28 protein-coding genes are annotated in these 26,452 nt (G+C 71.1%); 17 read left to right on the plus strand and 11 right to left on the minus strand.

Annotated elements, in window-relative coordinates:
- Window positions 1-10 precede the first annotated feature (10 nt).
- The 12 genes from ACFYU9_RS11190 to ACFYU9_RS11245 all read left to right on the plus strand — a co-directional run bounded on the left by ACFYU9_RS11190 (window position 11) and on the right by ACFYU9_RS11245 (window position 14,869).
- Entirely contained in the window at window positions 11-274 is a 264-nt protein-coding gene (locus ACFYU9_RS11190) for a phosphopantetheine-binding protein (protein ID WP_389205113.1), read from the plus strand.
- Window positions 271-1,491 carry a methionine adenosyltransferase gene (gene metK, locus ACFYU9_RS11195; RefSeq protein WP_389344288.1) on the plus strand — a complete coding sequence of 407 codons (1,221 nt, stop codon included), beginning with the start codon at window positions 271-273 and terminating at the stop codon, window positions 1,489-1,491. The genes ACFYU9_RS11190 and metK overlap by 4 nt, the downstream gene beginning before the upstream one ends.
- A 3-nt stretch (window positions 1,492-1,494) precedes the next feature.
- On the plus strand, window positions 1,495-2,478 hold the full coding sequence (locus tag ACFYU9_RS11200; protein WP_389344290.1) for a carbohydrate kinase family protein: 984 nt from the start codon (window positions 1,495-1,497) through the stop codon (window positions 2,476-2,478).
- Window positions 2,475-5,945 (plus strand): methionine synthase, encoded by a 3,471-nt coding sequence (gene metH / locus ACFYU9_RS11205; protein ID WP_389344292.1) that lies wholly within the window; start codon window positions 2,475-2,477, stop codon window positions 5,943-5,945. The genes ACFYU9_RS11200 and metH overlap by 4 nt, the downstream gene beginning before the upstream one ends.
- A complete protein-coding gene (metF, locus tag ACFYU9_RS11210) occupies window positions 5,942-6,817 on the plus strand; it encodes a methylenetetrahydrofolate reductase [NAD(P)H] (RefSeq protein WP_389205109.1) in 876 nt (291 codons plus the stop codon). The genes metH and metF overlap by 4 nt, the downstream gene beginning before the upstream one ends.
- Window positions 6,810-8,213 (plus strand): adenosylhomocysteinase, encoded by a 1,404-nt coding sequence (ahcY, locus tag ACFYU9_RS11215; protein WP_389205108.1) that lies wholly within the window; start codon window positions 6,810-6,812, stop codon window positions 8,211-8,213. The genes metF and ahcY overlap by 8 nt, the downstream gene beginning before the upstream one ends.
- Before the next feature lie 88 nt (window positions 8,214-8,301).
- Window positions 8,302-8,898, plus strand: a complete 597-nt coding sequence (locus ACFYU9_RS11220) for a maleylpyruvate isomerase family mycothiol-dependent enzyme (protein WP_389205107.1) — start codon at window positions 8,302-8,304, stop codon at window positions 8,896-8,898.
- A 131-nt stretch (window positions 8,899-9,029) separates the two neighbouring features.
- Window positions 9,030-12,776 carry an amino acid adenylation domain-containing protein gene (locus ACFYU9_RS11225; protein ID WP_389344294.1) on the plus strand — a complete coding sequence of 1,249 codons (3,747 nt, stop codon included), beginning with the start codon at window positions 9,030-9,032 and terminating at the stop codon, window positions 12,774-12,776.
- Between the two features lie 107 nt (window positions 12,777-12,883).
- Complete coding sequence (locus ACFYU9_RS11230; protein WP_389344296.1) at window positions 12,884-13,165, plus strand: antibiotic biosynthesis monooxygenase; 282 nt, start codon at window positions 12,884-12,886, stop codon at window positions 13,163-13,165.
- A gap of 50 nt (window positions 13,166-13,215) precedes the next feature.
- Window positions 13,216-13,503, plus strand: a complete 288-nt coding sequence (locus tag ACFYU9_RS11235) for a DUF2087 domain-containing protein (RefSeq protein WP_389205104.1) — start codon at window positions 13,216-13,218, stop codon at window positions 13,501-13,503.
- Window positions 13,500-14,129: a LysE family transporter gene (locus tag ACFYU9_RS11240; RefSeq protein ID WP_389344298.1), complete on the plus strand. Its 630-nt coding sequence runs from the start codon at window positions 13,500-13,502 to the stop codon at window positions 14,127-14,129. Before ACFYU9_RS11235 ends, ACFYU9_RS11240 begins: the two co-directional genes overlap by 4 nt.
- Before the next feature lie 167 nt (window positions 14,130-14,296).
- Window positions 14,297-14,869 carry a dihydrofolate reductase family protein gene (locus tag ACFYU9_RS11245; protein ID WP_389205102.1) on the plus strand — a complete coding sequence of 191 codons (573 nt, stop codon included), beginning with the start codon at window positions 14,297-14,299 and terminating at the stop codon, window positions 14,867-14,869.
- Window positions 14,870-14,882: 13 nt separating this feature from the next.
- Here ACFYU9_RS11245 and ACFYU9_RS11250 read toward each other — a convergent pair whose 3' ends face one another.
- The 11 genes from ACFYU9_RS11250 to ACFYU9_RS11300 form a co-directional block, all read right to left on the minus strand.
- Window positions 14,883-16,271 (minus strand): FAD-binding oxidoreductase, encoded by a 1,389-nt coding sequence (locus tag ACFYU9_RS11250; protein WP_389205101.1) that lies wholly within the window; start codon window positions 16,269-16,271, stop codon window positions 14,883-14,885.
- 45 nt (window positions 16,272-16,316) lie between these two features.
- Complete coding sequence (locus tag ACFYU9_RS11255; RefSeq protein ID WP_389205100.1) at window positions 16,317-16,589, minus strand: hypothetical protein; 273 nt, start codon at window positions 16,587-16,589, stop codon at window positions 16,317-16,319.
- Window positions 16,590-16,689: 100 nt separating this feature from the next.
- On the minus strand, window positions 16,690-17,187 hold the full coding sequence (tpx, locus tag ACFYU9_RS11260) for a thiol peroxidase (protein ID WP_389205098.1): 498 nt from the start codon (window positions 17,185-17,187) through the stop codon (window positions 16,690-16,692).
- A gap of 178 nt (window positions 17,188-17,365) precedes the next feature.
- Window positions 17,366-17,608 carry a DUF6253 family protein gene (locus ACFYU9_RS11265; protein WP_389205097.1) on the minus strand — a complete coding sequence of 81 codons (243 nt, stop codon included), beginning with the start codon at window positions 17,606-17,608 and terminating at the stop codon, window positions 17,366-17,368.
- Window positions 17,609-17,612: 4 nt separating this feature from the next.
- On the minus strand, window positions 17,613-18,416 hold the full coding sequence (locus ACFYU9_RS11270; RefSeq protein ID WP_389205096.1) for a maleate cis-trans isomerase: 804 nt from the start codon (window positions 18,414-18,416) through the stop codon (window positions 17,613-17,615).
- 11 nt (window positions 18,417-18,427) lie between these two features.
- Window positions 18,428-19,129: a transglutaminase family protein gene (locus tag ACFYU9_RS11275; RefSeq protein ID WP_389205095.1), complete on the minus strand. Its 702-nt coding sequence runs from the start codon at window positions 19,127-19,129 to the stop codon at window positions 18,428-18,430.
- A gap of 132 nt (window positions 19,130-19,261) precedes the next feature.
- A complete protein-coding gene (locus tag ACFYU9_RS11280) occupies window positions 19,262-20,371 on the minus strand; it encodes an acyl-CoA dehydrogenase family protein (protein WP_389205094.1) in 1,110 nt (369 codons plus the stop codon).
- 110 nt (window positions 20,372-20,481) lie between these two features.
- Window positions 20,482-20,883 (minus strand): ectoine synthase, encoded by a 402-nt coding sequence (locus tag ACFYU9_RS11285; protein ID WP_389205093.1) that lies wholly within the window; start codon window positions 20,881-20,883, stop codon window positions 20,482-20,484.
- Between the two features lie 52 nt (window positions 20,884-20,935).
- A complete protein-coding gene (locus tag ACFYU9_RS11290; protein ID WP_389205092.1) occupies window positions 20,936-21,205 on the minus strand; it encodes an acyl carrier protein in 270 nt (89 codons plus the stop codon).
- Window positions 21,202-22,683: a class I adenylate-forming enzyme family protein gene (locus ACFYU9_RS11295; protein WP_389205091.1), complete on the minus strand. Its 1,482-nt coding sequence runs from the start codon at window positions 22,681-22,683 to the stop codon at window positions 21,202-21,204. Before ACFYU9_RS11295 ends, ACFYU9_RS11290 begins: the two co-directional genes overlap by 4 nt.
- A 338-nt stretch (window positions 22,684-23,021) precedes the next feature.
- The gene (locus tag ACFYU9_RS11300; RefSeq protein ID WP_389205090.1) at window positions 23,022-23,477 is read right to left on the minus strand and encodes a MarR family winged helix-turn-helix transcriptional regulator; all 456 of its coding nucleotides are present in this window, start codon (window positions 23,475-23,477) and stop codon (window positions 23,022-23,024) included.
- Between the two features lie 129 nt (window positions 23,478-23,606).
- Between ACFYU9_RS11300 and ACFYU9_RS11305 the strand changes: the two genes are divergently transcribed.
- The 5 genes from ACFYU9_RS11305 to ACFYU9_RS11325 all read left to right on the plus strand — a co-directional run bounded on the left by ACFYU9_RS11305 (window position 23,607) and on the right by ACFYU9_RS11325 (window position 26,388).
- On the plus strand, window positions 23,607-24,044 hold the full coding sequence (locus ACFYU9_RS11305; protein ID WP_389205089.1) for a DMT family transporter: 438 nt from the start codon (window positions 23,607-23,609) through the stop codon (window positions 24,042-24,044).
- A gap of 112 nt (window positions 24,045-24,156) precedes the next feature.
- Entirely contained in the window at window positions 24,157-24,474 is a 318-nt protein-coding gene (locus ACFYU9_RS11310) for a DMT family transporter (protein WP_389205088.1), read from the plus strand.
- Window positions 24,475-24,485: 11 nt separating this feature from the next.
- Window positions 24,486-24,983, plus strand: coding sequence for a nucleoside deaminase (locus ACFYU9_RS11315; protein WP_389205087.1), 498 nt, complete (start codon window positions 24,486-24,488; stop codon window positions 24,981-24,983).
- Window positions 24,980-25,639, plus strand: a complete 660-nt coding sequence (locus tag ACFYU9_RS11320; protein ID WP_389205085.1) for a DsbA family protein — start codon at window positions 24,980-24,982, stop codon at window positions 25,637-25,639. Before ACFYU9_RS11315 ends, ACFYU9_RS11320 begins: the two co-directional genes overlap by 4 nt.
- Before the next feature lie 290 nt (window positions 25,640-25,929).
- Window positions 25,930-26,388 (plus strand): group II truncated hemoglobin, encoded by a 459-nt coding sequence (locus tag ACFYU9_RS11325; RefSeq protein WP_389344300.1) that lies wholly within the window; start codon window positions 25,930-25,932, stop codon window positions 26,386-26,388.
- The last annotated feature ends 64 nt before the right edge of the window (window positions 26,389-26,452 follow it).

Genomic DNA, 26,452 nt, shown 5'->3' on the forward strand with positions numbered 1-26,452 from the left:
GAGAAGCATCATGGCCGACGGCCTGCAGACGGTGAAGAACTGGATCCTCGAGCGTCACCCCGAGCGCGACGACATCGCCGCCGACCTCGACCTGATCGAGAACCGTCTCATCGACTCGCTGTCCTTCGTCGAGTTCGTCTTCCTCCTGGAGCAGGAGAGCGGCACCTCGATCCAGATGGAGACCCTGGAGGTCGACTCCATCCGCACGCTCGGCGCCATCGAGCAGCACTTCTTCGCGAAGACCGCCGAGGACCGCGTGGAGGTCCAGGCATGAGCCGCCGCCTGTTCACCTCGGAGTCCGTGACCGAGGGCCACCCGGACAAGATCGCCGACCGGATCAGCGACACCGTCCTGGACGCCCTGCTCGCCCAGGACCCGCACTCCCGCGTCGCCGTGGAGACCCTGATCACCACCGGTCAGGTGCACATCGCCGGCGAGGTCACCACCTCCGCGTACGCGCCGATCGCCCAGCTGGTGCGCGACGCCGTGCTCGACATCGGCTACGACTCCTCCGCGAAGGGCTTCGACGGCGCCTCCTGCGGCGTGTCGGTGTCCATCGGCGCCCAGTCGCCGGACATCGCGCAGGGTGTCGACACCGCGCATGAGGCGCGCGTCGAAGGCGTGGAGGACGAGCTGGCGGCCCAGGGCGCCGGCGACCAGGGCCTGATGTTCGGCTACGCCTGCGACGACACGGCCGAGCTGATGCCGCTGCCGATCGCGCTCGCGCACCGGCTGTCGCGCCGGCTGACGGAGGTCCGCAAGAACGGGACCGTGCCGTACCTGCGGCCGGACGGCAAGACCCAGGTCACCATCGAGTACGACGGCGACAAGCCGGTCCGCCTCGACACGGTGGTCGTCTCCTCGCAGCACGCCGCCGACATATCCGTCGAGGGCCTGCTGACGCCGGACGTCCGCGAGTACGTCGTCGAGCACGTCCTCAAGGAGCTCGTCGAGGAGGGCGTGACCCTGGAGTCCGACGGCTACCGGCTCCTGGTCAACCCGACCGGGCGCTTCGAGATCGGCGGCCCGATGGGCGACGCCGGCCTCACCGGCCGGAAGATCATCATCGACACGTACGGCGGCATGGCCCGCCACGGCGGCGGCGCCTTCTCCGGCAAGGACCCGTCGAAGGTGGACCGTTCGGCCGCCTACGCGATGCGCTGGGTGGCGAAGAACATCGTCGCCGCGGGCCTCGCCCGCCGTGCCGAGGTGCAGGTCGCGTACGCGATCGGCAAGGCCGAGCCGGTCGGTCTCTTCGTCGAGACCTTCGGCACCGGCACCCTCCCGGACGAGACGATCCAGGAGGCCGTGTCCCAGGTCTTCGACCTGCGGCCGGCCGCGATCATCCGCGACCTGGACCTGAAGCGCCCGATCTACGCGGCCACCGCGGCGTACGGGCACTTCGGCCGGGAGCTGCCGGAGTTCACCTGGGAGCGGACCGACCGTGCCGAGGCCCTCGGCAAGGCCGCGCGAGAGGTCACGGGGGGCTGATCCGTGCGAATCGCTGTCACCGGATCCATCGCGACCGACCATCTGATGACCTTCCCCGGCTGGTTCAGCGAGCAGCTGATCGCCGACCGGCTCGACAAGGTCTCCCTGTCGTTCCTCGCCGACAACCTGGAGGTCAGGCGCGGCGGAGTGGCAGCGAACATCGCCTTCGGACTCGGTGTGCTCGGCCTGCGCCCCGCTCTCGTGGGCGCGGTCGGCGCCGATTTCGAGCCGTACCGGATCTGGCTCAAGGACCACGGTGTGGACACCGACTCGGTGCGCGTCAGCGAGTCGCTCCACACCGCCCGGTTCGTCTGTACCACCGACCGGGCGCAGAACCAGATCGCCACGTTCTACGCCGGCGCGATGAGCGAGGCCCGCGACATCGACCTGCGGGACGTCATCGCCCGGACCGGGCGCCTGGAACTGGTCCTGGTCTCACCGGACGACCCCGAGGCCATGCTGCGGCACTCCCGCACCTGCCGCGAGCTCGGGGTCCCCTTCGCCGCCGACCCGTCGCAGCAGCTGGCGCGGCTCGACGGCGGGCAGGTGAAGGAGCTGGTGGACGGGGCGCGGTTCCTGTTCACCAACGAGTACGAGACCGCCCTGCTGCAGGAGAAGACCGGCTGGTCCGAGGCGGACGTGCTGCGCCGCGTCGGCACGTGGGTCACCACCCACGGCGAGGCCGGGGTGCGGATCCGCGGCGAGGGCCGGGCGCCGCTCGCGGTGCCGGCGGTGCCGGTGGCGGGCGTGGTCGACCCGACGGGCGTCGGTGACGCCTTCCGGGCCGGTTTCCTCGCCGGGACGCTGTGGGGCGTGCCGGAGAAGTGCGCGGCCCAGCTGGGCTGCGCGGTGGCGGCCACCGTCCTCGACTACGTGGGGACGCAGGAGTACCGGCTGCACCGGGACACGCTGATCGACCGCATCAGGACGACGTACGGGGTGGGCTGCACGGCCACGCTCATGACGCATCTGAGGGGGCTGACGTGACGGACCGCGCCAGGCGCTCGCTCCGCGAGGAGTTCGCCACCCGGGTCGTGGTGGCCGACGGGGCGATGGGCACGATGCTCCAGGCCGCCGACCCCACCATGGACGACTTCACGGGTCTGGAGGGCTGCAACGAGATCCTCAACGTGACCCGTCCCGACATCGTCGCCTCCGTGCACGACGCCTACTTCTCGGTGGGCGTGGACGCGGTGGAGACCAACACGTTCGGCGCCAACCTGGCGGCGCTCGCCGAGTACGGCATCGAGCACCGCGTGTACGAGCTGTCGGAGGCGGGCGCGCGCATCGCCCGCAACACCGCCGACGCCCACACGGCCGTCGACGGCCGGCCGCGCTGGGTGCTCGGCTCGATGGGCCCGGGCACCAAGCTGCCGACCCTCGGGCACGTCACGTACGAGCCGCTGCGGGACGCCTTCCAGCAGAACGCGGAGGGGCTGCTGCGGGGCGGCGCGGACGCGCTGCTCGTCGAGACCTCGCAGGACCTGCTCCAGACGAAGGCGGCCGTCATCGGCGCCCGCCGGGCCCTGGACTCCCTGGGGCTCGACCTGCCGGTGATCGTGCAGGTGACCGTCGAGACGACGGGCACCATGCTGCTGGGCTCGGAGATCGGCGCCGCGCTGACGGCCCTGGAGCCGCTGGGCATCGACATGATCGGCCTCAACTGCGCCACCGGCCCGGCCGAGATGGCGGAGCACCTGCGCTATCTGTCCCGCCACGCCCGCATCCCGGTCTCGGTGATGCCGAACGCCGGCCTGCCGGTGCTGACCTCCGACGGCGCGCACTATCCGCTGTCGCCGGCCGAGCTCGCCGACGCGCAGGAGGCGTTCGTCCGCGACTACGGCCCGGCGCTGGTCGGCGGCTGCTGCGGTACGACGCCCGAGCACCTGCGGCAGATCGTGGAGCGGGTGCGCGGCGCGGCCGTGCCGGTGCGCACGCCGGCCGCCGAGCCGGGCGCCTCGTCGCTCTACAGCCATGTGCCGTTCCGCCAGGACACCTCGTACCTGGCGATCGGCGAGCGGACGAACGCCAACGGCTCGAAGAAGTTCCGCGAGGCCATGCTGGAGGGCCGCTGGGACGACTGCGTGGAGATGGCGCGCGAGCAGATCCGCGAGGGCGCGCACATGCTCGACCTGTGTGTCGACTACGTGGGCCGGGACGGCGTCGCCGACATGGCGGAGCTGGCCGGCCGCTTCGCCACCGCGTCCACGCTGCCGATCGTCCTCGACTCGACCGAGGTGGCGGTGCTGCGGGCCGGCCTGGAGAAGCTGGGCGGCCGCGCGGTCGTCAACTCGGTCAACTACGAGGACGGTGACGGCCCCGGCTCGCGGTTCGCGCAGGTCGCGGGCCTGGCGCGGGAGCACGGCGCGGCGCTGATGGCGCTGACGATCGACGAGGAGGGCCAGGCCCGTACCGTCGGGAAGAAGGTGGAGATCGCCGAGCGGCTGATCGCCGACCTGGGCGCGAACTGGGGGATCAGGGAGTCGGACATCCTGATCGACACCCTCACCTTCACCATCTGCACCGGCCAGGAGGAGTCCCGCAAGGACGGCATCGCCACGATCGAGGCGATCCGCGAGCTGAAGCGGCGCCACCCGGACGTCCAGACGACGCTCGGCCTGTCCAACATCTCCTTCGGCCTCAACCCGGCCGCCCGGATCGTCCTCAACTCGGTCTTCCTCGACGAGTGCGTGAAGGCCGGGCTCGACTCGGCGATCGTGCACGCGTCGAAGATCCTGCCGATCGCGCGCCTGGAGCCGGAGCAGGTCGAGGTCGCGCTCGACCTGATCTACGACCGCAGGCGGGAGGGGTACGACCCGCTGCAGCGCCTCCTCGAACTCTTCGAGGGCGCGACGGCGAAGTCCCTGAAGGCCGGCAAGGCGGAGGAGCTGCTCGCGCTGCCGCTGGACGAGCGCCTCAAGCGGCGGATCATCGACGGCGAGAAGAACGGCCTGGAGGCCGATCTGGACGCCGCCCTGGAGACCACGCCGGCCCTGGAGATCGTCAACGAGATCCTGCTCGACGGCATGAAGACGGTCGGCGAGCTGTTCGGCTCCGGGCAGATGCAGCTGCCGTTCGTGCTCCAGTCCGCCGAGGTCATGAAGACCGCGGTGGCCTACCTCGAACCCCACATGGAGAAGACGGATGCGGACGGCAAGGGCACGATCGTCCTGGCGACTGTGCGCGGCGACGTCCACGACATCGGCAAGAACCTCGTCGACATCATCCTCTCCAACAACGGCTACAACGTGGTCAACATCGGCATCAAGCAACCGGTGTCGGCGATCCTGGAGGCCGCCGAGCAGCACGCCGCCGACGTGATCGGCATGTCGGGCCTGCTCGTGAAGTCCACGGTGATCATGAAGGAGAACCTGGAGGAGCTGAACGGCCGCGGCCTGGCCGCCAGGTATCCGGTGATCCTCGGCGGCGCGGCCCTGACCAGGGCGTACGTCGAGCAGGATCTGCACGAGATCTACCAGGGCGAGGTCCGCTACGCCCGCGACGCCTTCGAGGGCCTGCGCCTGATGGACGCCCTCATGGCGGTCAAGCGCGGTGTGCCGGGCGCGAGCCTGCCGGAGCTCAAGCAGCGCCGGGTGCCGAAGAAGGCGACGCCCGCGCTCGACGTGCGGGAGCCCGAGCCGGCCGGCCGCTCCGACGTGGCTTCCGACAACGTCGTACCGGAGCCGCCGTTCCTCGGGACGAAGGTCGTCAAGGGCATCCAGCTCGCCGAGTACGCCTCCTGGCTCGACGAGGGCGCCCTGTTCAAGGGCCAGTGGGGCCTGAAGGACAAGGAGACCGTCGAGTCGGAGGGCCGGCCGCGGCTGCGCGGCTGGCTGGACCGGCTGCAGACGGACCGCCTCCTCGAAGCGGCCGTCGTCCACGGTTACTTCCCCTGTGTGTCCAAGGGCGACGACCTGATCATCCTCGACGAGGACGGCGGCGAGCGGACCCGCTTCAGCTTCCCCCGCCAGCAGCGGGGCCGCCGCCTCTGCCTCGCCGACTTCTTCCGCTCCGAGGACTCCGGCGAGATCGACGTGATCGGCCTCCAGGTCGTCACCGTCGGCTCGCGGATCGGCGAGGAGACGGCGCGGCTGTTCGCCGCCGACTCGTACCGCGACTACCTCGAACTGCACGGCCTGTCCGTGCAGTTGGCCGAGGCCCTGGCCGAGTACTGGCACGGCCGGGTGCGCCAGGAGTGGGGCATCGCGGGCGGCGACCCGGCCGGCATCGACGGCATGCTGCGCACCGAGTACCAGGGCTGCCGCTACTCGCTCGGCTACCCGGCCTGCCCCGATCTGGAGGACCGGGCGAAGATCGCCGAGCTGCTGCGGCCGGAGCGGATCGGCGTGGAGCTGTCGGAGGAGTACCAGTTGCACCCCGAGCAGTCGACCGATGCGTTCGTGGTCCACCACCCCGAGGCGAGCTACTTCAACGCGGGAGGCCGACGCCTGTGAATCCGACCCCCGGATCCCCCACCTTCTCGTTCGAGTTCTTCCCGCCGAAGACCGACAAGGGCGAGCAGACCCTGTGGGACGCGATCCGCCGCGTGGAGGCCCTCGCGCCGGACTTCGTCTCCGTGACGTACGGCGCGGGCGGCTCCTCCCGGGACCGCACGATCGACGTCACCAAGCGGATCGTCACCGAGACCACCCTGCGGCCCGTCGCCCATCTGACGGCCGTCGGCCACTCGGTCGCCGAGCTCCGCGCGATCATCGGCGCCTACGCGGACGCCGGTGTCCGGGACGTCCTCGTGCTGCGCGGCGACCCGCCGGGCGACCCGCGCGGGACCTGGACGGCCCATCCGGACGGTTTCACCTACGCGTACGAACTCGTCGAGCTCGTACGGTCGCTGGGCGACTTCCGGATCGGCGTGGCGGCCTTCCCGGAGGGCCATCCGCGCTCGGCGGGCCCCGAGAGCGACCTCGCGCACTTCGTCGCCAAGTGCCGGGCGGGCGCCGACTACGCCATCACGCAGATGTTCTTCGACCCGGAGGACTACCTGCGGCTGCGCGACCGGGTCGCGGCCGCCGGCTGCGACACCCCGATCATTCCGGAGATCATGCCCGCGACCGACGTCCGGCAGATCCGCCGCTTCGCCGAGCTGTCGGACGCGGCCTTCCCCGAGGACCTGGCCCACCGGCTGGAGGCGGCGAAGGACGACCCCGCCGCCGCGTACCGGACCGGTGTCGAGCACGCGACCGCGATGGGTCTGCGGCTGCTCGACGAGGGCGCCCCGGGCCTGCACTACATCACGCTCAACAAGAGCACCGCGGCCCTCGAAATCCACAGATCGATCCACGCCTCAAGGAGCCTCGCACGTGTCTGACTTCACCGATTTCAAGGTTGCCGACATCGGTCTGGCGGAGTTCGGCCGCAAGGAGATCACGCTGGCCGAGCACGAGATGCCGGGGCTCATGGCGATCCGCCGCGAGTACGCCGAGCAGCAGCCGCTGGCCGGCGCCCGGATCACCGGCTCCCTGCACATGACCGTGCAGACCGCCGTCCTCATCGAGACGCTGGTCGCGCTCGGCGCCGAGGTCCGCTGGGTGTCCTGCAACATCTACTCCACCCAGGACCACGCCGCCGCCGCGATCGCCGCCGCCGGCATCCCGGTCTTCGCCTGGAAGGGCGAGACGCTGGAGGAGTACTGGTGGTGCACCGAGCAGGCGCTGACCTGGCCGGGCGCCGACGGCCCGAACATGATCCTGGACGACGGCGGCGACGCCACGCTCCTCGTCCACAAGGGTGTGGAGTACCAGAAGGCCGGCGCCGTGCCGGACCCGTCGACCGCCGACAACGAGGAGTTCCGGATCGTCCTGGAGCTGCTCGGCCGGACCGGTCTCGACTGGGCCGCGATCGCGTCCGGCATCCGCGGCGTGACGGAGGAGACCACCACCGGTGTCCACCGCCTCTACGAGATGCACCGCGAGGGCGCGCTCCTCTTCCCGGCGATCAACGTGAACGACGCCGTCACCAAGTCGAAGTTCGACAACAAGTACGGCTGCCGCCACTCGCTCGTCGACGGCATCAACCGGGCCACCGACGTCCTCATCGGCGGCAAGACGGCCGTGGTCTGCGGTTACGGCGACGTCGGCAAGGGTTCGGCGGAGTCGCTGCGCGGCCAGGGCGCCCGGGTCATCGTCACCGAGATCGACCCGATCTGCGCGCTCCAGGCGGCGATGGACGGCTACCAGGTGACGACGCTGGAGGAGGTCGTCGAGACCGCCGACATCTTCATCACCACCACGGGCAACAAGGACATCATCATGGCGTCCGACATCGCCCGGATGAAGCACCAGGCGATCGTCGGCAACATCGGCCACTTCGACAACGAGATCGACATGGCCGGCCTGGCCCGGATCCCCGGGATCGTGAAGGACGAGGTCAAGCCGCAGGTCCACACCTGGACCTTCCCCGACGGCAAGGTGGTGATCGTCCTCTCCGAGGGCCGCCTGCTGAACCTGGGCAACGCGACGGGCCACCCGTCCTTCGTGATGTCGAACTCCTTCGCGGACCAGACCCTCGCCCAGATCGAGCTGTTCACGAAGACGGACGCGTATCCGGTCGGCGTCCACACGCTGCCGAAGCACCTCGACGAGAAGGTCGCCCGGCTCCACCTCGACGCCCTCGGCGTGAAGCTCACCGAGCTGCGCCCCGAACAGGCCTCGTACATCGGCGTTCCGGTCGAGGGCCCGTACAAGCCGGACCACTACCGCTACTGAGGCTCACGTGTGTACCGAATGCCCTGAGGAAGCACCACGTGACCCGTGGCTCCCGGACCGTCTGCTGAAGACGGAGCGGGACCTGCTGATGCCGCTGCTGCGCCGTACGCCCGCGGAGGCGTACGAGAACCGCACCGCCTGCCCCGGCTGGACCGCCCGGCAGGTGCTCGCCCACTGCGCGGCGGCGCTCATCAGGATCGTCGAGGGACGGCTTGAGGAGGGCGTGTTCCTGCCCGACGCCAACGCCTGCGACGTGGCCGAGCGCCAGGACTGGCCGCTGGAGAGGATCCTCGACGAGCTGGAGCGCGGCTTCAGCGAGGCCGGGCCGGTCATCGCCGCACGCGAGGACGGCCGGCTCGACGCGGTCGCCCTCGGCGAGTGGGTGCACGCCGGAGACGTACGGGAAGCCTTCGGCGAGCCCGGCGCGTACTGCGGCGATGCGCTCGACCTGGCGCTGCCGCTGCTGTCCGTCACCAGCCGCAAGCGGGAGACGCCCCGCCTGGTCGGCACCCTGGCGGACCGCACCGTCGAGGTCGACCTCGGCAACGCCATCGAGGGCCGTGAGCCGGCCCGCTTCCACGGCGACGCCGCTACCTTGATCCGCATTTACTCGGGACGCCCGCTGGTACGGACACGCTACGAACTGACGGGCGCGACGGAGCAGGAACTTCTCATCTACCGCTGAGGGCGGTGGGCCCGGGCGCCATGGGGCGGGGGTTGTGGGCATTCGTTTCCGCAGGGCGGAACGGGTGGGCACAACCCCCCACCGGCCGGCACCCTGCCGCCGCCCTCGTCCCCGCAGACGAAGGGACCCCCATGCCCACGCTCGACCGGCTCCTGCACGACGAGGCGGCCCGGCGCCCAGACGACACCGCCGTCGTCTTCGGCGACGACACCCTCTCCTTCCGCGAGCTCCACGAAGGCGCCGCCGTCCTCGCCGGCTACCTCCGCACCCTCGGCGTCGCCGCCGACCACCGCGTCGGCGTCCACGTCGAACCGTCACTCGAACTGATGATCGGCACATGGGGCGTGGTGCTGTCCGGCGGCGCGTACGTCCCGCTCTCCCCGGAGTACCCCGAGGAGCGCCTGCGCTACATGATCGAGGACAGCGGCGCCCGCGTCGTCTTCACCCAGGAACGCTTCCGCGAGCGCGTCACCGAACTCGCCCCGCCCGGCACCACCGTCGTCACCTTCAAGGACGCCGTGCAGCACGCCTGGCGCACGGCCGGTGTCGAACAGCCCCTCGCCGACGCCGAGTTGGCACCGACCCAGCTCGCGTACGTCATCTACACCTCCGGCTCCACCGGCAAGCCCAAGGGCGTCATGGTCGAGCACGGCTCGATCGTCTCCCAGATGCGGTGGATGGCCGCCGAGCACCGGCTCGGCCCCGGCGAGACCGTCGTCCAGAAGACCCCGATGAGCTTCGACGCCGCCCAGTGGGAGATCCTCGCCCCGGCCGTCGGCGCCCGCGTCGCCATGGGCCCGCCCGGCGTCTACCGCGACCCCGAGGGCCTCGTCGACACCGTGCGCCGGCACGGCGCCACCATGCTCCAGTGCGTTCCGACCCTGCTCCAGGCCCTCGTCGACACCGAACGCCTCGGCTCCTGCACCACGCTGCGCCGCGTCTACTCGGGCGGCGAGATCCTCTCCCGCAACCTCGCGGTCCAGGTCCTCGCCGAGCTGCCGGACGCCGAGCTGGTCAACCTGTACGGCCCCACCGAGTGCACCATCAACGCCTCCTCCCACACCGTCGACCGCGCGACCGTCGCCGCCGGCCCGTCCGCGATACCGATCGGCAGACCGGCCCACCAGACGAGCTTCCACATACGCGACGGCGAACTGTGCGTCGGCGGCGTCCAGGTAGCGCGGGGGTACCTGGACCGGCCGGAGCTCACGGCCGAGAAGTTCATCACCGCCGAGAACGGCGAACGGCTCTACCGCACGGGCGATCTGGCGACGCTGAACGAGGACGGCACCGTCCAGTTCGCGGGCCGCGCCGACAACCAGATCAAGCTCCGCGGCTTCCGCGTCGAGCTCGACGAGATCGCGCTCGCCATCGAGAACCACGACTGGGTCAAGAGCGCGGCCGTCATCGTCAAGAACGAGCCCCGCACCGGCTTCCAGAACCTGGTCGCCTGCGTCGAGCTCTCCCCGAAGGAAGCCGCCCTGATGGACCAGGGCAACCACGGCGCCCACCACCAGTCCAAGGAATCGAAGCTCCAGGTCAAGGCGCAGCTGTCCAACGCCGGCACCCTCGACGCGGCCGCGCTCGCCGGCCGCCCGGTCGTCGAACTGCCCGGCCGCACCCCGGCCGAGCGGACCCGCCGGGCCGTCTTCGCCCGCAAGACCTACCGCTTCTACGAGGGCGGCCCGGTCTCCCGCGCCGACGTCCTCGGTGTGCTCGCCCGCCGCCCCGAGGGCATCGGCTCGCGTGCGGTCGGCACGCTCGCGGCCGCCGACCTGGGCGAGATCCTGCGCTGGTTCGGCCAGTTCCTCAGCGAGGAGCGGCTGCTGCCGAAGTACGGCTACGCCTCGCCGGGCGCGCTGTACGCGACGCAGCTGTACGTGGAGGTGCGCGGCATCGCCGGCCTGGAGCCGGGCACGTACTACTACCACCCGGTGCACCACCAGCTGTACCTGACGGAGCCCGCGTCCACCGACGAGGGCGAGCCCTTCGTCCGCTTCGGCTTCCGCGGCAAGTGGGAGGCCATCGAGCCGGTCTACAAGAACAACATCCGCGAGGTGCTGGAGATCGAGACCGGCCACATGGTCGGCCTCTTCGAGGAGATCCTGCCGCCGCTCGGCCTGGACATCCGCCCGGTGCGCGGCGGCGACCCCGGCGACGAGACGGACCTGGGGCTCTTCGAACTCACCCCGTACGACGAGGAGTCGGCGTCCGGGCCCGACGTCGACCTGTACGTGCAGGCGCACCCGGGGCGGATCGCCGACCTGGACGCGGGCCAGTACGCGTACGAGGAGGGCGGGCTGACCCGCATCGGCGACGGCCGGGTGGAGAAGAAGCACGTCATCGCGATCAACCAGGCGGTGTACGACCGGGCCTCGCTCGGCGTCTGTGTGATCGCCCGCACCGGCGCCCCCGACGCGGCCTGGCGCTCGTACATCGACCTCGGCCGCGCCCTCCAGCGCCTCCAGCTCGGCTCGGAGGTCCACGGCCTCGGGTTCATGTCCTCCGGCTACAGCTCGATGTCCGGCAACCCGCTGCCCGCCGCCCGCCGCATGGACGAGCTGCTCGCCGCCGCCGGCCGGCCGACCGGCCCCTCGTACTTCTTCGTCGGCGGCCGGATCAGCGAGGAGCAGCGGCTGAGCGAGGGCATGTACGAGGACTCCGTCCACATGAAGGGCCCCGCGGAGATGATCCGCGACGACCTGGTGAACCACCTGCCCGACTACATGATCCCCAACCGGGTCGTGGTCCTCGACCGGCTGCCGCTCTCCGCCAACGGCAAGGTCGACACCAAGGCGCTCGCCGACCTCGCCGTCGTCAACGCCGGCCTGCACGGCCGCCCGCACGTCCTGCCGCGCACCCGCACCGAGCGGCGGATCGCGGAGATCTGGGCGGCGGCGCTGAAGTACGAGGAGGTCGAGGCGGTCTCCGTCCAGGACGACTTCTTCGAGTCGGGCGGCAACTCGCTGATCGCGGTCGCGCTCATCACGAAGATCAACCGGGAGTTCGGCGGCGAGTCCCAGCTGCCGCTGCAGATCCTCTTCGAGTGCCCGACCATCGAGAAGCTGGCCCACCGCCTCGACGGCGCCGCCGCGACCCCGGCGTCCCGGCTCGTCCGGCTGCACGCCGACGGCGCCCAGTCGCCGGTCTACTGCTGGCCGGGCCTCGGCGGCTACACCATGAACCTCCGCTTCCTCGCGGAGGAGATCGGCATCGACCGGCCGTTCTACGGCGTCCAGGCGCACGGCATCAACCGCGGCGAGACCCCGTACGACACCATCCGCGAGATGGCCGCCGCCGACGTCGCCGCGATCCGCCGCCGCCAGCCCTCGGGGCCGTACACGCTGTGGGGCTACTCCTTCGGCGCGCGCGTCGCCTTCGAGTCGGCGCACCTCCTGGAGGCGGCCGGCGAGCAGGTCGAGCACCTGTTCCTGATCGCGCCGGGCTCGCCGAAGGTGCGCGAGGAGTCGGCGGCCGGCGGCGCCTCGTACGACAACCCCGGCTTCACCAAGATCCTCTACTCGGTCTTCGCGGGCGCGCTCGGCGACGTGCCGGCGTCGGACGCGGAGGGCTTCGCGAAGTACGTGACGGAGCGGTTCCCGGCGCTCGATCCGGAGCTGGTCGCCCGGATCATCGCGATCGTCGAGAAGACCTTCGACTTCACGTACACCTTCAAGGAGCTGACCGAGCGCCGGGTGTCCTGCCCGGTCACCCTCTTCAAGGCGCAGGGCGACGACTACTCCTTCCTGGAGGGCACGACCGGCTGGTCGACGCGCCCGCCGACGGTCGTGGAGCTGGACGCCGACCACTACAGCCTGCTGCGGGCACCGGACCTGAAGGAGCTGGTGAAGAAGATCCGCTACCGGCTGGGCAGGTAGCCGGGGGGTCGCCCGATCGGGCGTGACGTGGTGCGGGGCGGGGTGCCGACTGCTGTGCTGGTGGGTGGTCGGCACCCCGCCCTTCCCGCATCCGTCAGGAGCGCACCATGCCCGTGATCGTCACCGTCGAGATCCCCGGCGGCACGAAGGAGCAGTACGAGCAGAACACCGAGCAGATCACCTCCGCGGACTGGTGGCCGATGCCCGGCTTCCTCGCCCACGCGGCGGGCCCGGACGGCACGGGCGGCTGGCGGGTGGTCGACTTCTGGGAGTCGGCGGAGGCGTTCCAGGCGTTCGTGGAGAAGGCGACGCCGATCTTCCGGTCGTCGGGGACGCCGCCGGTGATGCCGAGGATCGACGAGGCGGTGAACGTCATGGTCGGGCGCTGAACCCGAAATCCCTTTGCGGGCGGCGGCGGCCGGGCGCCAAGCTGCGTGCCATGACCGCAGACCTGTTCACCGCCGAAGGGCGCCTCAAGGCCATCCCGCGCCGCCCGGCGCGCCGTGCCGCCCTGCTCGACCACCTCGCCGCCGAGCTCTTCGAGCCGGCCCGCGTCTACAGCGAGCGCGAGGTCAACGAGGCCCTGAAGACCGTGCACGCGGACTTCCCGGCGCTGCGCCGCTACCTGGTGATCGGCGGCCAGCTCGCCCGCACGAAGGACGGCTCGGCCTACCGCCGACAGCAGCAGCCCCTGTCCCCGGCCGGAGCGACTCCCGCCGCGCCGTGATCGCCGCGGCGGTGGCCGGCCTGCTGGCCGGCTACGGCATCGCGATCCCCGTCGGCGCCGTCGGCGCCTACCTGGTCGCCGTCACGGCCCGCACCGGCTGGCGTACGGGCGCGGGCGCCGCGCTCGGCGTCGCCACCGCGGACGGCGTGTACGCGCTCCTCGCGGTCGCGGGCGGCTCGGCGCTCGTGCCGCTGCTGACCCCGGTGATGACGCCCCTGCGGTGGCTCTCGGCCCTGGTCCTCGTCGTCCTCGCGGCCCGCGCCGCCGCGGCGGCCGTCCGCACCCACCGCGCGGGCCGCCTCGCCACCCGCGACGACGGCGCGGCCACCCTGACCCCGGCCCGCGCCTACCTCACCTTCCTCGGCATCACGCTGCTCAACCCGATGACGGTGATCTACTTCGCCGCCCTGGTCCTCGCCACGGGCCCCGCCGCCCCCGCCACGCCCCCGGCCCGCACCGCCTTCGTCCTCGCCGCCCTCCTCGCCTCCGCCACCTGGCAACTCCTCCTCGCCACCGGCGGCACCCTCCTCGCCCGCACCCTGACGGGCCCGCGCGGACGGCTGACGACGGCGCTGGCGTCGAGCACGCTGATCACGGTCCTCGCGGTCGGACTGGTGACGGGTTAGAGCGTGTCGATCCGGAGCAGCTCGGCGCCGTCCGCTTGGCCGATCATGGAATCCTTGCCGGTGGAGGAATCCTCCGGCGACCGATGAGTTTTCGACGGAGACGACGTCTACACCTCCGAGAACAGCGCGCACGACCGAGAACGACCAGAAGCCATCAGGAGCCCGCCATGCGTACCCTCATCACCTCCGCCTTCATCTCCCTCGACGGCGTCGTCGAGGCCCCCGGCGGCGAGCCCGGCTACCGCAACTCCGGCTGGACCTTCAAGCACACCGAGTTCCTGCCCGAGGCGTTCGAGATCAAGGGGCGGGAGCAGAAGGAGGCCGCGGCGATGCTGCTCGGGCGGGTCAGCTACGAGGCGTTCAGCCCCGTGTGGCCCGACATGGCGGACTTCGCGGACTACAAGGAGATGCCGAAGTACGTCGTCTCCACCACCCTCACCGACGACGACCTCGTGTCGAACTGGGGCGAGACCACGATCCTGCGCTCCGTCGACGAGGTCGCCGCGCTCAAGGAGACCGAGGGCGGGCCGATCATCGTGCACGGCAGCGCCTCGCTCAACCAGGCGCTGTCGGACGCGGGCCTCATCGACCGCTACCACCTGCTCGTCTTCCCGCTGCTCCTCGGCGCCGGCAAGCGGCTGTTCAGCACCTCGGACGTGGACGCGCGCAAGCTGACGCTGGCCGAGCACGAGGTGTACGCGAACGGGCTGCAGAAGCAGGTCTGGGACGTCGTCCGGTAGCCGGCGCGGCGGCTCAGCCGCCCGCGGGCCGGATGTTCTGGTTGTGCCGGAACACGTTGTCCGGGTCGTACGTCCGCTTCACCTCGGCCAGCCGGTCGTAGTGTCCGCGGTACGTGGCCCGGACCCGGTCCTGGCCCTCGTCCTCGCCGAGGAAGTTGACGTACGCGCCGCCCATCGAGTGCGGGTGCAGCGCCTCCCAGTAGCCGACCGCCCAGTCGCGGATCCGCTCCGCGTCAGCGGGCTCCGGGCTGATGCCGCCGATCACGCCGGACCACACCGCGTCCCGGTACGCCCAGGCCGTGTCCATGGGCCCGGGCCGGTGGGCGGCGCCGTCGACCGGGTAGAGGTGCATCGTCGACAGCTCGGTCGGCAGGCGCTCCAGGAAGGCGCGGTGCACGTCGATCGCGCCGTCCGTGATCCGGTCGAAGAAGTCACCGCGCCAGTACCACTGCAGCCCCTTCGGGATCAGCTCGTCGAACATCGACTGGACCGCCGGGTAGGGCATGGGCACCGCGAAGTGGAAGGCGGGCGGCGCCGGTTCGGCGACGTCCGCGAACGCCTTCGCCAGGCTCTCCTCGTCCGTCGCACCGGTGTGGCACCACACCACGCCGCACATCTTCCTGTGCTGGATCTCCTCGGGGAACGGCGGCCCGGGCGGCACCGCCAGCGTCGCGAAGAAGCCGTTCAGCTCCTCGGACGCGGCCGGCAGGTACTCCCGGTACCAGCGCAGCACCGGCCCGATCCACTCCGGGTCCCACAGCGTCACGCCGAGGCCCACCGTCTCCACCGGATGCAGCGCGTACGTGAAGGCCGTCACCACGCCGAAGTTGCCGCCGCCGCCGCGCAACGCCCAGTAGAGGTCGGTGTGTTCGTCCGCCGACGCGGTCACGAACGAGCCGTCCGCGAGGACCACGTCCGCCGCCACCAGGTTGTCGGCCGTCAGCCCGTACGCCCGGGTCAGATGCCCGTGCCCGCCGCCCACGGTCAGCCCGCCGACGCCGGTCGTCGACATGATCCCGGCGGGCGTGGCGAGCCCGTAGCCGTGGGCCTCGTGGTCCAGGTCGCCCAGCTGGCTGCCGCCGCCGACCAGCGCGGTCCGGGATTCCGGATCCACCCGCACCCAGCGCATCCCCGACAGGTCCAGCATCACCGATCCGTCGGACACGCAGAGCCCGCCGCCGCTGTGCCCACCGCCGCGCACCGTCATGTCCATGCCGGTGTCGCGGGCGAAGCGCACCACCGCCCGTACGTCCGTCGTGTCCGCGCACCGCGCGATGGCCGCGGGCCGCCGGTCGATCATCGCGTTGTAGACCGACCGGGCCTCGTCGTACCCGGCGTCCTGCGGTCCGATCACCTCGCCGCGCAGCAGCTCGCGCAGGTTCTCCACAGCCGTACCGCCCATGACCACTCCTCCAGGGCACCCCTGTCAGACGGCCGTGCTACCCCTTCAGTCTCCCTCTCGGCCCGGCACCCTGCCTCCCGGGCCCGGGCTCATGACCCCGCGCACGGACCGCCAGGACATGACGGACCAGCGCGACCGGGCCGACAGCAGCGATCCGGCGCTGAGGAAGGACCCGACCGAGCCGATGGAGAACGCGGACCCGACCGACCCGATCGACAGGAACGATCCGACCGACCCGATCGACAGGAACGAACCGACGGACCCGATCGACAGGGCGGAGTCCTTCGACCAGAGGGAGAGGAAGGAACGAGGTCTCATGCCCCGATCGTAGGCGGGCGCACCCCGGGAGTCCGGGGAACGGCCCGGAGAACACGGCGGCCCGCCCCGAAGGGCGGGCCGTCACGGCTGTCGCGGGCGACTACAGGACGGCGAGCGCGGCCTCGTAGTTCGGCTCCTGGGAGATCTCGTTGACGAGCTCCGTGTGCAGGACCTTGTCGTTCTCGTCGAGGACGACGACCGCGCGGGCGGTCAGGCCGGCCAGGGCGCCGTCGGCGATCGCGACACCGTAGTCGGTGTGGAACTCGCGGCCGCGGAAGGTCGACAGGTTCTGCACGTTCTCCAGGCCCTCGGCGCCGCAGAAGCGGGCCTGCGCGAAGGGCAGGTCGGCGGAGATGCACAGCACCACGGTGTTGTCGAGCTCGGCGGCCTTCGCGTTGAAGGCGCGGATCGAGGCGGCGCACGTCGGGGTGTCGACGCTCGGGAAGATGTTGAGGACCTTGCGCTTGCCCGCGAAGTCCTTCAGCGACTTGTCCGCGAGACCCTCGCCGACCAGGGTGAACGCGGGAGCGTCGGCGCCCTGGGCGGGCAGGATGCCGTCGACCGTTACGGGGTTGCCCTTGAGCGCGACCTGCGCCATGTGATTCTCCTTCGACTGGACTCGTTGTCATCAGCAGCTGCCAACGCCCCCGATCGTATTCCGTCGCCCCGTACGGCGAGGCCGGCCCGCCCGCTCCCCGGGGATGGACGGAGGGGAGCGGGCGGTCCGGCGGGGCAGGCGCGGGCCTTTGCGTCCCCGGTCGCGGGGGACCCCGTGCCTACCGGTTCGTGAGCTGCCCGGCCAGGCCCGGCACCGGTACCGCGGCCGTTTCGCAGGCGCACTCCGGCTTGGCGGCGTAGCGCGTGAAGCCGGGCAGTTCCTCGGCGCGGCGCAGTCCGCCCTTGTGGAGCGTCACTCCGTAGACGTACGGGCCGTCCTCGCGCCAGCACACGAGGGGGGTGCGGTAGAGGTCGCCCTCGGGGGTGGTGAACTCGGCGACGTAGCCGTCGGCGGGCAGCATCCGGTCACGCTCCCGCAGGCAGGGCCTGGAACAGGTGCCCGTAGTCGGTGATCGTCCGGGCGGTCGCGGCGGCGCCCGCGAGGTGCAGGGCGTGCCACAGGACGACCTGGTTGGCGGTGAGCACGTGGAAGCCGAGCTCGGCCTCCAGGCCCCTGACGGTGCCGACGGCGCGGATGCCGTTGCCGGCGACGAGGATCGCCTCGGGGCGGGCGTCGGCGACCGTCGTACGGATCCACTCCGACAGGTTCTCCGGGGTGATCGCGGTCTGCTGGGACGGCAGCCCGACCGGGCCGTGCTGGACGACGGTGAAGCCCTGCGACGCGAAGTACTCCTCGCCCTGGGCGGAGAGCTTGTCGTCGAACCACGGCGGGTTGACGATCGCGATCCGCCCGGCGCCGAGCGCGCGGAAGCCGGCGACGGCGGCCTTCGCGGTGCCGGTGACCGGGATGTCGCGGGTGACCGGCGCGAGCCGCTCGTACAGCGCCCGCTCACCGTCGGCGCCCAGGACGTACGAGGAGCTGGTGAAGCCGAGCACGAGCGCGTGCAGCGGCGAGTCGGCCAGGAGCTTGACGGCGTTGTCGAGGGCCGGGGGCTCGACGAACGCCGCGATGGGGTCCTCGGGGATCTTCTCCGCGACCATGTGCCCGCCGGGCAGCATGCCGCCGAAGTCGATGCGGGAGGCGTGGACGGAGACGGCGGCCGGGGACATCGCCCGGAGCTCGGCCTCGGGGCCGATGTCGGCCGAGGGGACGACGACGCCGATCCGGGTGGTGGCGTCCCAGCCGTCGGCGGGCGCGGTGGTGGTCATCGGGTCGGTCCTCACTTCTCGACGGTGTCGGCCTCGGCGGCGAGCGAGCCGCCCTTGACGGTCCCGGTGCCCTCCCCGTCCCCGCGGACGAAGTCGGGGTGCTGGGTCCGCATCTGCGCCATGACGAAGTCGTACGGGACGTCGTCGTAGGCGCCGTGGTCCCTGAGGAACTCCATGGCGCCCTTGCCGCCCGCGCCGGAGTGCGGGTGGTAGAGCGAGTCGGCGGTGCCGTCGAAGTCGAGGGCGTCCATCCCGTACAGCCGGCACAGCAGCTTGTTGAAGACGGGCGTGGCCTTGACCCACTTGCCGTCCAGGAAGACCTGGGTGAGGCCGTGGAAGAAGACGTCGCCGCCGATGTGGGCGATGAGCCGCGGGCTGGCGAGGTGGTTGCGGACGTCGCCGTACACGAGCTTCGACGGGATGCCGAGGGCGCGGACGGAGGCGGCGTACACGACCGACTTGTGCAGGCAGAAGCCCTGGCCGGCGTCGAGGACGCTGGAGGCGCGCAGCCCCTCGGGGCTGAGGTCGGTGCCGTACACCTCGTAGTCGAGGCCGTCGCGGACGGCGTAGTAGAGGGCGACGGCGTTCTCGCGGCGGTCGGCGGCCCGGTCCTTGACGACGGAGTCCACGAAGTTCTGGACCTGGTCGGACTCGTGGTCGAGGAAGGCGGTGGACCTGGTCAGGGTGTGCAGTTCGTCGAGGGCGATGCTCATGGGAAGGAGAGCTCCTAGCTCAGGGACGCGGTCGGAGTCGCGGTCGTAGCCGCGGTCGGAGTCGCTGTCGGAGTCGCGTTCCGCGTCGCGGTCGGTGTCGTGTTCCGCGTCGCGGTCGGTGTCGCCGGCGGGTCAGAGTCCGAGGAGGGCGGCCATGCGGTTGCGCTGGATCTCGCTGCTGCCCGAGTAGATCGTTCCGGCGATCGAGTTGCGCAGGTCGCGCTCGACGCCGTACTCGGTGAGGACCCCGCGCCCGCCGTGGATCTGGACGGCGGCCAGGGCGGTCTGCACGTTGGCCTCGGAGACGACGATCTTGGTGGCGGCCAGGTCGAGGGAGATGTCCTCGCCGCGCTCGGCCTTGGCGCCGGTGTCGGCGAGCCACTTCGCCGCCGTCTCGACGGCGATCCGCATGTCGACGATCTTGTGGCTGACGGCCTGGTAGCTGCCGATGGGCTGCCCGAACTGGGTGCGCTTCGCGGCGAACGCGAGGACGCTCTCCAGACGGTGGCGCATCTCGCCGAGGGTGAGGGAGAAGGCGTAGAGGATCTCGCGCTTCATCACGTAGTCGAGGACGAGGAAGCCGCCGCCCTCCGCGCCGACCCGCCGGCTCACCGGCACCCGCAGCCCGTCGAAGGCGAGCCGGCCGATCGGGGAGGTGCGCAGGCCCAGCTTGTCCATGGGCGCGCCGATCTCCAGGCCCGGGGTGTCGCGCTCGACGAGCAGGCAGGTCAGGCCGAAGGGGCCGGGCTTGCCGGTGCGCACGTACAGCAGGAAGAGGTCGGCGACGGGCGCGTTGGTGATGAACATCTTGCCGCCGGTGACGACGTAGTGGTCGTCCTCGCGGACGGCGGTGGTGGTGATGTTCATGGCGTCGGAGCCGCCGGACTCCTCGGTGATGGCGTGCGCGGTGACGGCCTCGCCGGACAGGATGCGCGGCAGGTAGCGGGCCTTCAGCTCGTCCGTGCCGAACTTCTCCAGGGGCGTGGCCAGCGACACGATCTGGGTGGAGGTGGAGAAGGCGATGCCGGCGTCCCGGCAGTGGTAGCCGAGCCCCTCCAGGGCCCGCATGGTCTCGGTGAAGCTGTGCCCGGCGCCGCCGTGCTCCTTCTTGAACGGGGTGCGCAGGATGCCGCTGTCCTGGATCGCCTGCCACTTGGCGCGGGAGAAGACGGCCCCGGCGTCCAGCTCCGCGAGGTCGGCGTTGAGGACGTCGGCGTAGGGCGCGACGAGGTCGACGGTCACGATCTTCCTTTCTGCTGCGGGCACTCGGGTGCGGGTGAGGGCCGGGCCGGGCCGCGGTGGGGGGAGGGGAAGGGGCGGCCCGGCCGGGCTCGCGTGCGAAGGCGCGGGGCTCAGTGCTGGACGGCGGCGGGGGCGGCCTCGTACTGCGAGAAGCCGTCCTCGGAGAGTCTGTGCTTCTCGGTTCCCGTCAGCGGCGGGTTGAAGACCGAGATGAGGTGCAGGTCCTCGTGCTCGGAGGCGATGAGGTAGTGCGGGTCGTGCTCGTCGAGGACGTAGATCGTGCCCTCGGTGATCTTGAAGACGGTGCCGTCCTTGTGCACGACCGAGCCGGAGCCTCCGATGCAGTAGCAGGCCTCCAGGTGGTTGCGGTACTGCAGGGCGGAGTTGGTGCCCGCGCGGACCAGCGTCTTGCAGACCGTGAAGCCCATCTTGTCGGCCTCGGTCAGCAGCCGGTGGCTGGTGCCGTTGCCCCACTCGACCGGGGTGACGTCCTCGAGGGTGCGGGTGAACATGGCGTGACTCCTTGTGAGAGAAGGGATGTTCAGTGCGCGGTGCGGTGTGGGGTCAGCCGGCGGTGTGCCGGCGGACCGTCTCGCTGATGGCGTCGATCGAGCGGAAGCTGTCCGGGCTGATCTCGATGTCGTCGACCGGCAGCCCGTAGGTGTTCGCGATGTACTGGATGAGCTTCACGAGGCCGAGGGAGTCGATGACGCCGGACTCGATGAGGTCGTAGTCGCCGGTGAGGTCCTCGGCGGTGACGTCCTCGCCCTTGAGGTAGGTGGCCAGCAGGTGGGTGCGGATCTCGCCGGCGATGTCCTTGGTGGGAGCGCTCATGCGCCGATCTCCTCCTTGATCTTGGTGCGGTCGGGTTTGCCGGTCGAGGTGCGCGGCAACGGGAGCTCGCTGATGCGGACGGTGGACGGGATCGCGTGCCGGGGGAGGTTCGCCCCGGCGTACGAGCGGAGCTTGAGGGAGCTGAGGGCGGCGCCGGGGCGCCGGGTGACGCGGGCGTGCAGCGTGACGCCGGCCTCGGCGTCGGGGAGGGCGACGACGGCCGCCTCCTCGACGTCGGGGTGCTGGGCGAGGACGGACTCGACCTCCTGGAGGTTGGTGCGCACTCCGCGCACCTTGACCTGCCAGTCGGAGCGGCCTTCGAGGGTGTAGACGCCGTCGGCGTCGCGGGTGACGATGTCGCCGGTGCGGTAGAAGACCCGGCGCTCGCCGTCGGCGGCCGTGCGTTCGGTGAACACGGCCGGGTTGAGGGACTGCTGGAGGTAGCCCTCGGTCTGGAAGGGGGTGCGGACGACGAGTTCGCCGGTGCCGGGTCCGGTCAGCGGCCGTCCGCCGTCGTCGAGGACGCCGGCCTCGACCCCGGGCAGCGGCCGGCCGATCGGGATCCTGCCCTCGGCGGTGTGCGGGTCGACGGGGTGGACGAAGCTGTCGTTGGTCTCGGTGCACCCGTACACGTTGTGGAAACGTGCATGAGGAAACGATTCTGCACAACGTCGGAGCAGGTCCTGGGGCATCGCGTCCCCGGTGAACACCACCTCGCGGACCTGCGGGAACGGGCTGCCGCCGGCCCCTTCCGTCAGGAGGCGGTGGAGCAGCGGCACGCCCTGGACGAAGGTGACCGGGGCCGTGGAGACGAGGCTTCGCAGATGCGGGCCGTCGGTGGCCTTCGCCCGGTCGACCAGGACCACCCGGGCGCCGGCGCCGAGGAAGGTCCAGACGTCGAGCAGGGCCAGGTCGAAGTTGAGCGGGGCGTAGGACAGCGAGGTGTCCCCGGAGGTGATGCGGAACTCCGCCGTGGCCCAGGCCGCGAAGGCGTCGAAGGCGTCGGTGCCGATCGGCACGAGCTTGGGGGTTCCGGTGGACCCGGAGGTGGTGAGCAGCAGCCGGGTCCGGTCGGCCCGCGGCCGGGCGAAGCCCTCCGCGGCGGTCTCGTCCGCGGTCAGGGGCTCGATGCGCGGGTCGTCGTCGCCGGGAGCGACGGAGAGTCGCGCGGAGACCCGGGCCTGGCGGCAGATCCGGTCGAGCGCGTCGTCGCCGAGTTCCGCCGAGGGGGCGAGGACGACGAGGGATTCGGTGAACGCGGCGAGCATCAGGGCGACGGTCGCCGGGTCCTTGCGGGCGGGGATGCACACCGGCCGGTCGGCCGGCAGGTTCGCGGTCCGGAGTCTTGACGCTAACTCCGTTGTCCGCTCGGCCAGTTGGCCATAGGTCACCGTCTCCCCGTCGTATAACAGGGCCGGTAAGGAGGGGTGCCGCCGGGCGTGGGCGGCAAGATTTCGGACAAGGCTGGGCGATGGCACGTTTCCCCCGGATGAAGTGGAAAAGATGGGCCAAGCGCTGTGCGATGTGACGTGGTCCCCGATCGCTCTCGCACTGCTCCCGATCGGCGCCGCAGCAGACATTAGGGCTGCGATCCATGCAGCCGCAAGCATGTACTAGTCGGTTCCGTTGTGAGCTAGCTCACCGCTTGTACGTACAAGTACCACCCCGGGGTACGGGGGGCGTGAAGCACGCACTGCAATCGCGTGAACACGAAAAAAGCCGCGCCCTCCCGCCTCTCGGGGAAGAGGCGATGGGAGGCGGCGGCTGCGGGGCGGGGGTGCGGGAAGCGGGGCGGAGTCGGCTTGGGCGGTGCGGGTTACGCGGGGCGGGCGCTGCGCAGGGCGGCGACCGTGGCGGCGAGCGCGGGGTCCGCGCCGTGCGAGTTGAGCGCGCCGGAGAGCACCTCGGCGTAGGTCGCGCGGGCGGCCACGTAACGGCTGCGGCCCTCGTCCGTGATCACCGCGTACACCCCGCGCTTGTCGGACGGACACAGGTCCTTGAATGCGTAACCAGCACCTTTGAGGCGCTCGACGAGCCGGGTGACCGACGACTGCCCGAGCCCGATCTTGTCGGCCAGCTCCTGCATCCGCAGTTCGCTGGAGGGGGAGGCGGCGAGGTTCTCCAGGGCCCGGTACTCGGAGAGGCCGATGCCGTGCCGGCGCTGGAGGGCGGTCGCGAGCTCCCGTTCCACATGCGTGTGCAGAGTGAGGACGCGGTCCCAGACGGCCTGGTCGGAGGTCGCGGCGGGAGGTGTCGTTGCGGTGCTGTTCATGTACCTCTCCTCTGACGGGGGTTTGACAACAGGTTATATGACCATGCAAGATCCTGGCTATCTCCGAAACGTCCTGGGGCCACTCATGGTGGTTCACAACTTGCACGGACAAACAACCAAGGAGCTCACGTGTCCGCGGACTCGACACAGAAGAACCAGAACAACATCGGCTGGGCCTGGCTGCTGTTCTCCTCGCTCTTCGAGATCACCTTCGCGCTCTCCACCGAGGCGACCCACGCCTTCACCCGCCTCGGCCCCTCGCTGCTGACCGCCGCGGCCGCCTCCTGTGGCATCTTCACGCTGTCGCAGGCCCTCAAGTACATCGACGTGGGCGTCGGTTACACGGTCTGGGCCGGCATCGGCGGCGTGGGCACGGTCATCTTCGGCACGCTGATCTACGACGAGCCGATGACGATCTGGAAGGTCCTCGCCTTCGTCCTGATCATCGGCGGCGGCACGACCCTGCGCATCACGGACAAGATCGCCGCGGACAAGAAGGCGGCGCAGGAGGCGGCGGCGGCGCCGAGCGCGGCGCGCGCGACGACGGACCCGAAGGTCACGGTCTGACCGCCTGGTTCACCCCCGGGCCGCCTCCGGCCGGCCCTCCCCGGTTCCACCCCGCAACACCCCGCTCCTCCTCCCCCCTGCACGCCACCTTCCAGCAGAGAGAGCCGTTCCCATGACCTGGGTGTACCTCGGAATCGCCATCGTCTTCGAGATCTGCTTCGCGCTCGGCACCAACGCCACCAAGGGCTTCACCCGCCTGTGGCCCAGCGTCCTCACGCTGCTCGCCGCCGCCGGCGGCATCTACACGCTCTCGCGCGCCCTGCTCGACCTGGACGTCTCGGTCGGCTACACCATCTGGACCGGCATCGGCGGCGTCGGCACGGTCGTCTTCGGCGCGATCCTCTTCAAGGAGAAGATCACCCTCGCCCGTCTGCTGTCCTTCGCGTCCATCATCGGCGGCGCGGTCATCCTGCGGCTGACCGCGGTCTAGGGCCGGCCGGCATGACCACCGCAGCCGAGCACCAGCACCAGCAGCTGACCAGGCAGGTCCTGGAGGCGGTCCGCATCAGCCGCGAGCACGTGGCCGCCGGCGGCATCCCGTTCTCCGGCATCGTGGTCCGCCACGACGGCCGGATCCTGGGCACCGGCTTCAACCGCGTCCGCGAGGACCGCGACGCCTCCGCCCACGCCGAGGTCGTCGCCCTGCGCAACGCGGCCGCCCAGCACGGTTCGTTCGCCGCCCACGGCGCCACGCTCGTCGCCTCCGGGGAGCCGTGCGCCCTGTGCTACCAGGTCGCCCTCTACTTCGGCGTCGAGCACGTCGTGTACGCCGCCGACCGCAGGACCGCGGCCCGGTACGGCTTCGACTACTCGTCCTCGTACGCCATCTACCGCACCGACCCGACGGAGTGGGGCATCAGGACCACGCACCTGCCGGTCGAGGGCCACGAGGTCCCGTTCCAGGAGTACCTGACCAGCCGAGGGAGTGGGCAGCTGTGAGCGACAAGGTGAGGATCCAGGTCTGGTCCGACTACGTCTGCCCCTTCTGCATGCTCGCGGAGGGACCGCTCGAAGAGGCCGTCGACGGCCTCGACGTCGAGATCGAGTGGAAGCCGTTCGAGCTGCGCGCCGAGCCCCAGCCGACGCTGCGCCCGGAGGACCCGTACCTGCCGGAGATCTGGAAGCGCGCCGTCTACCCGATGGCCCGCCGCCTGGGCGTGGACATCACCCTGCCCACGGTCTCGCCGCAGCCGTACACCCGACTCGCCTTCGAGGGCTGGCAGTTCGCCGTCGAGCAGGGCCTGGGTGACGCGTACAACCAGCGCATGTTCCGGGCCTTCTTCCAGGAGGACCTGGACCTCGGGCGGCTCGACGTCCTCGTCACGCTCGCCGAGGAGATCGGCCTCGACGGCCCGGCCTACCGCAAGGCCCTGGAGGACGGCACCTACTACGAGCGCCACCAGGACGCCCTGCGCGAGGCCGAGGCCAACCGCGTCCAGGCCGTCCCGACCATCCTCGTCGACGACATCCGCCTGGAGGGCGTCCCCACCGCGGCCCAGATCCGCAAGGCCGTCCTCGACGCCCGGGCCAGGCAGGCCGAGTCGCCCGCGCTCGACGGCGTCGCGTGTCGCGCCGACGGCACGGGCTGCGCCTGAGTTCGCCCGCAGGCACCCTCCCGACCGCCCCCTCACCCGTTGAGGGGGCGGCGGACGTGTGTCCGGGGGCGTTGTGGACCGCAAGACCGCAAGACCGCAGGACCGCAAGACCGCAAGACCGCAAGACCGCAAGACCGCAAGAGCGTAGGGCCGTCACGACCTCGGCGGCAGCGCCTCGACCGGTCGACGGGAAGCCTGCTGCGACCCGCCCCGCCGAGAGCGAACATCCTTTGCCGCGAGCCGCGTTGGGTGAAAGCTGGGATGACAGATCCCGGATCCGGAGGGCTTCCATGAGCGCCGAGCACACCAACACCCTGTATGAGGCCGTGGGCGGCGCCGCCGCGCTGCGCCGGCTCTCCGAGACGTTCTACGAGGGGGTCCTGGCCGACCCGCTCCTCGCGCCCGTCTTCGCCGACTTCACCGCCACCCATGTGGAGCACGTAGCCGTGTGGCTGGGGGAGGTCTTCTCGGGGCCGGCCGAGTTCACGGCGGAGCACGGCGGCCACCAGGCTCTGCTCCGTGCCCATCTCGGGCTCGGCATCACGGAGGAACAGCGGCTGCGCTGGGTGGAGTTGATGACGGCGGCCGTGGAGAAGGAGTTGCCGGAAGACGCCCTGCTGCGCCGCCGGGTGATGGAGTACTTCGACTGGGGCACCCGGATCGCCAAGGACGTCTCGGCCTCGGCCCCGGGTACGGACCTCGGCAACCCCGGCCCCACCCCGCGCTGGGGCTGGGACGGCCTCGCCTGACCACGCCGCCGGACCGGGGCTTCACGTTCCTGCCGAAGCGGACGGCAATGGCGCGCCGGAGGTT

Source organism: Streptomyces sp. NPDC004327, assembly GCF_042873935.1.
Taxonomy (GTDB): Bacteria; Actinomycetota; Actinomycetes; order Streptomycetales; family Streptomycetaceae; genus Streptomyces.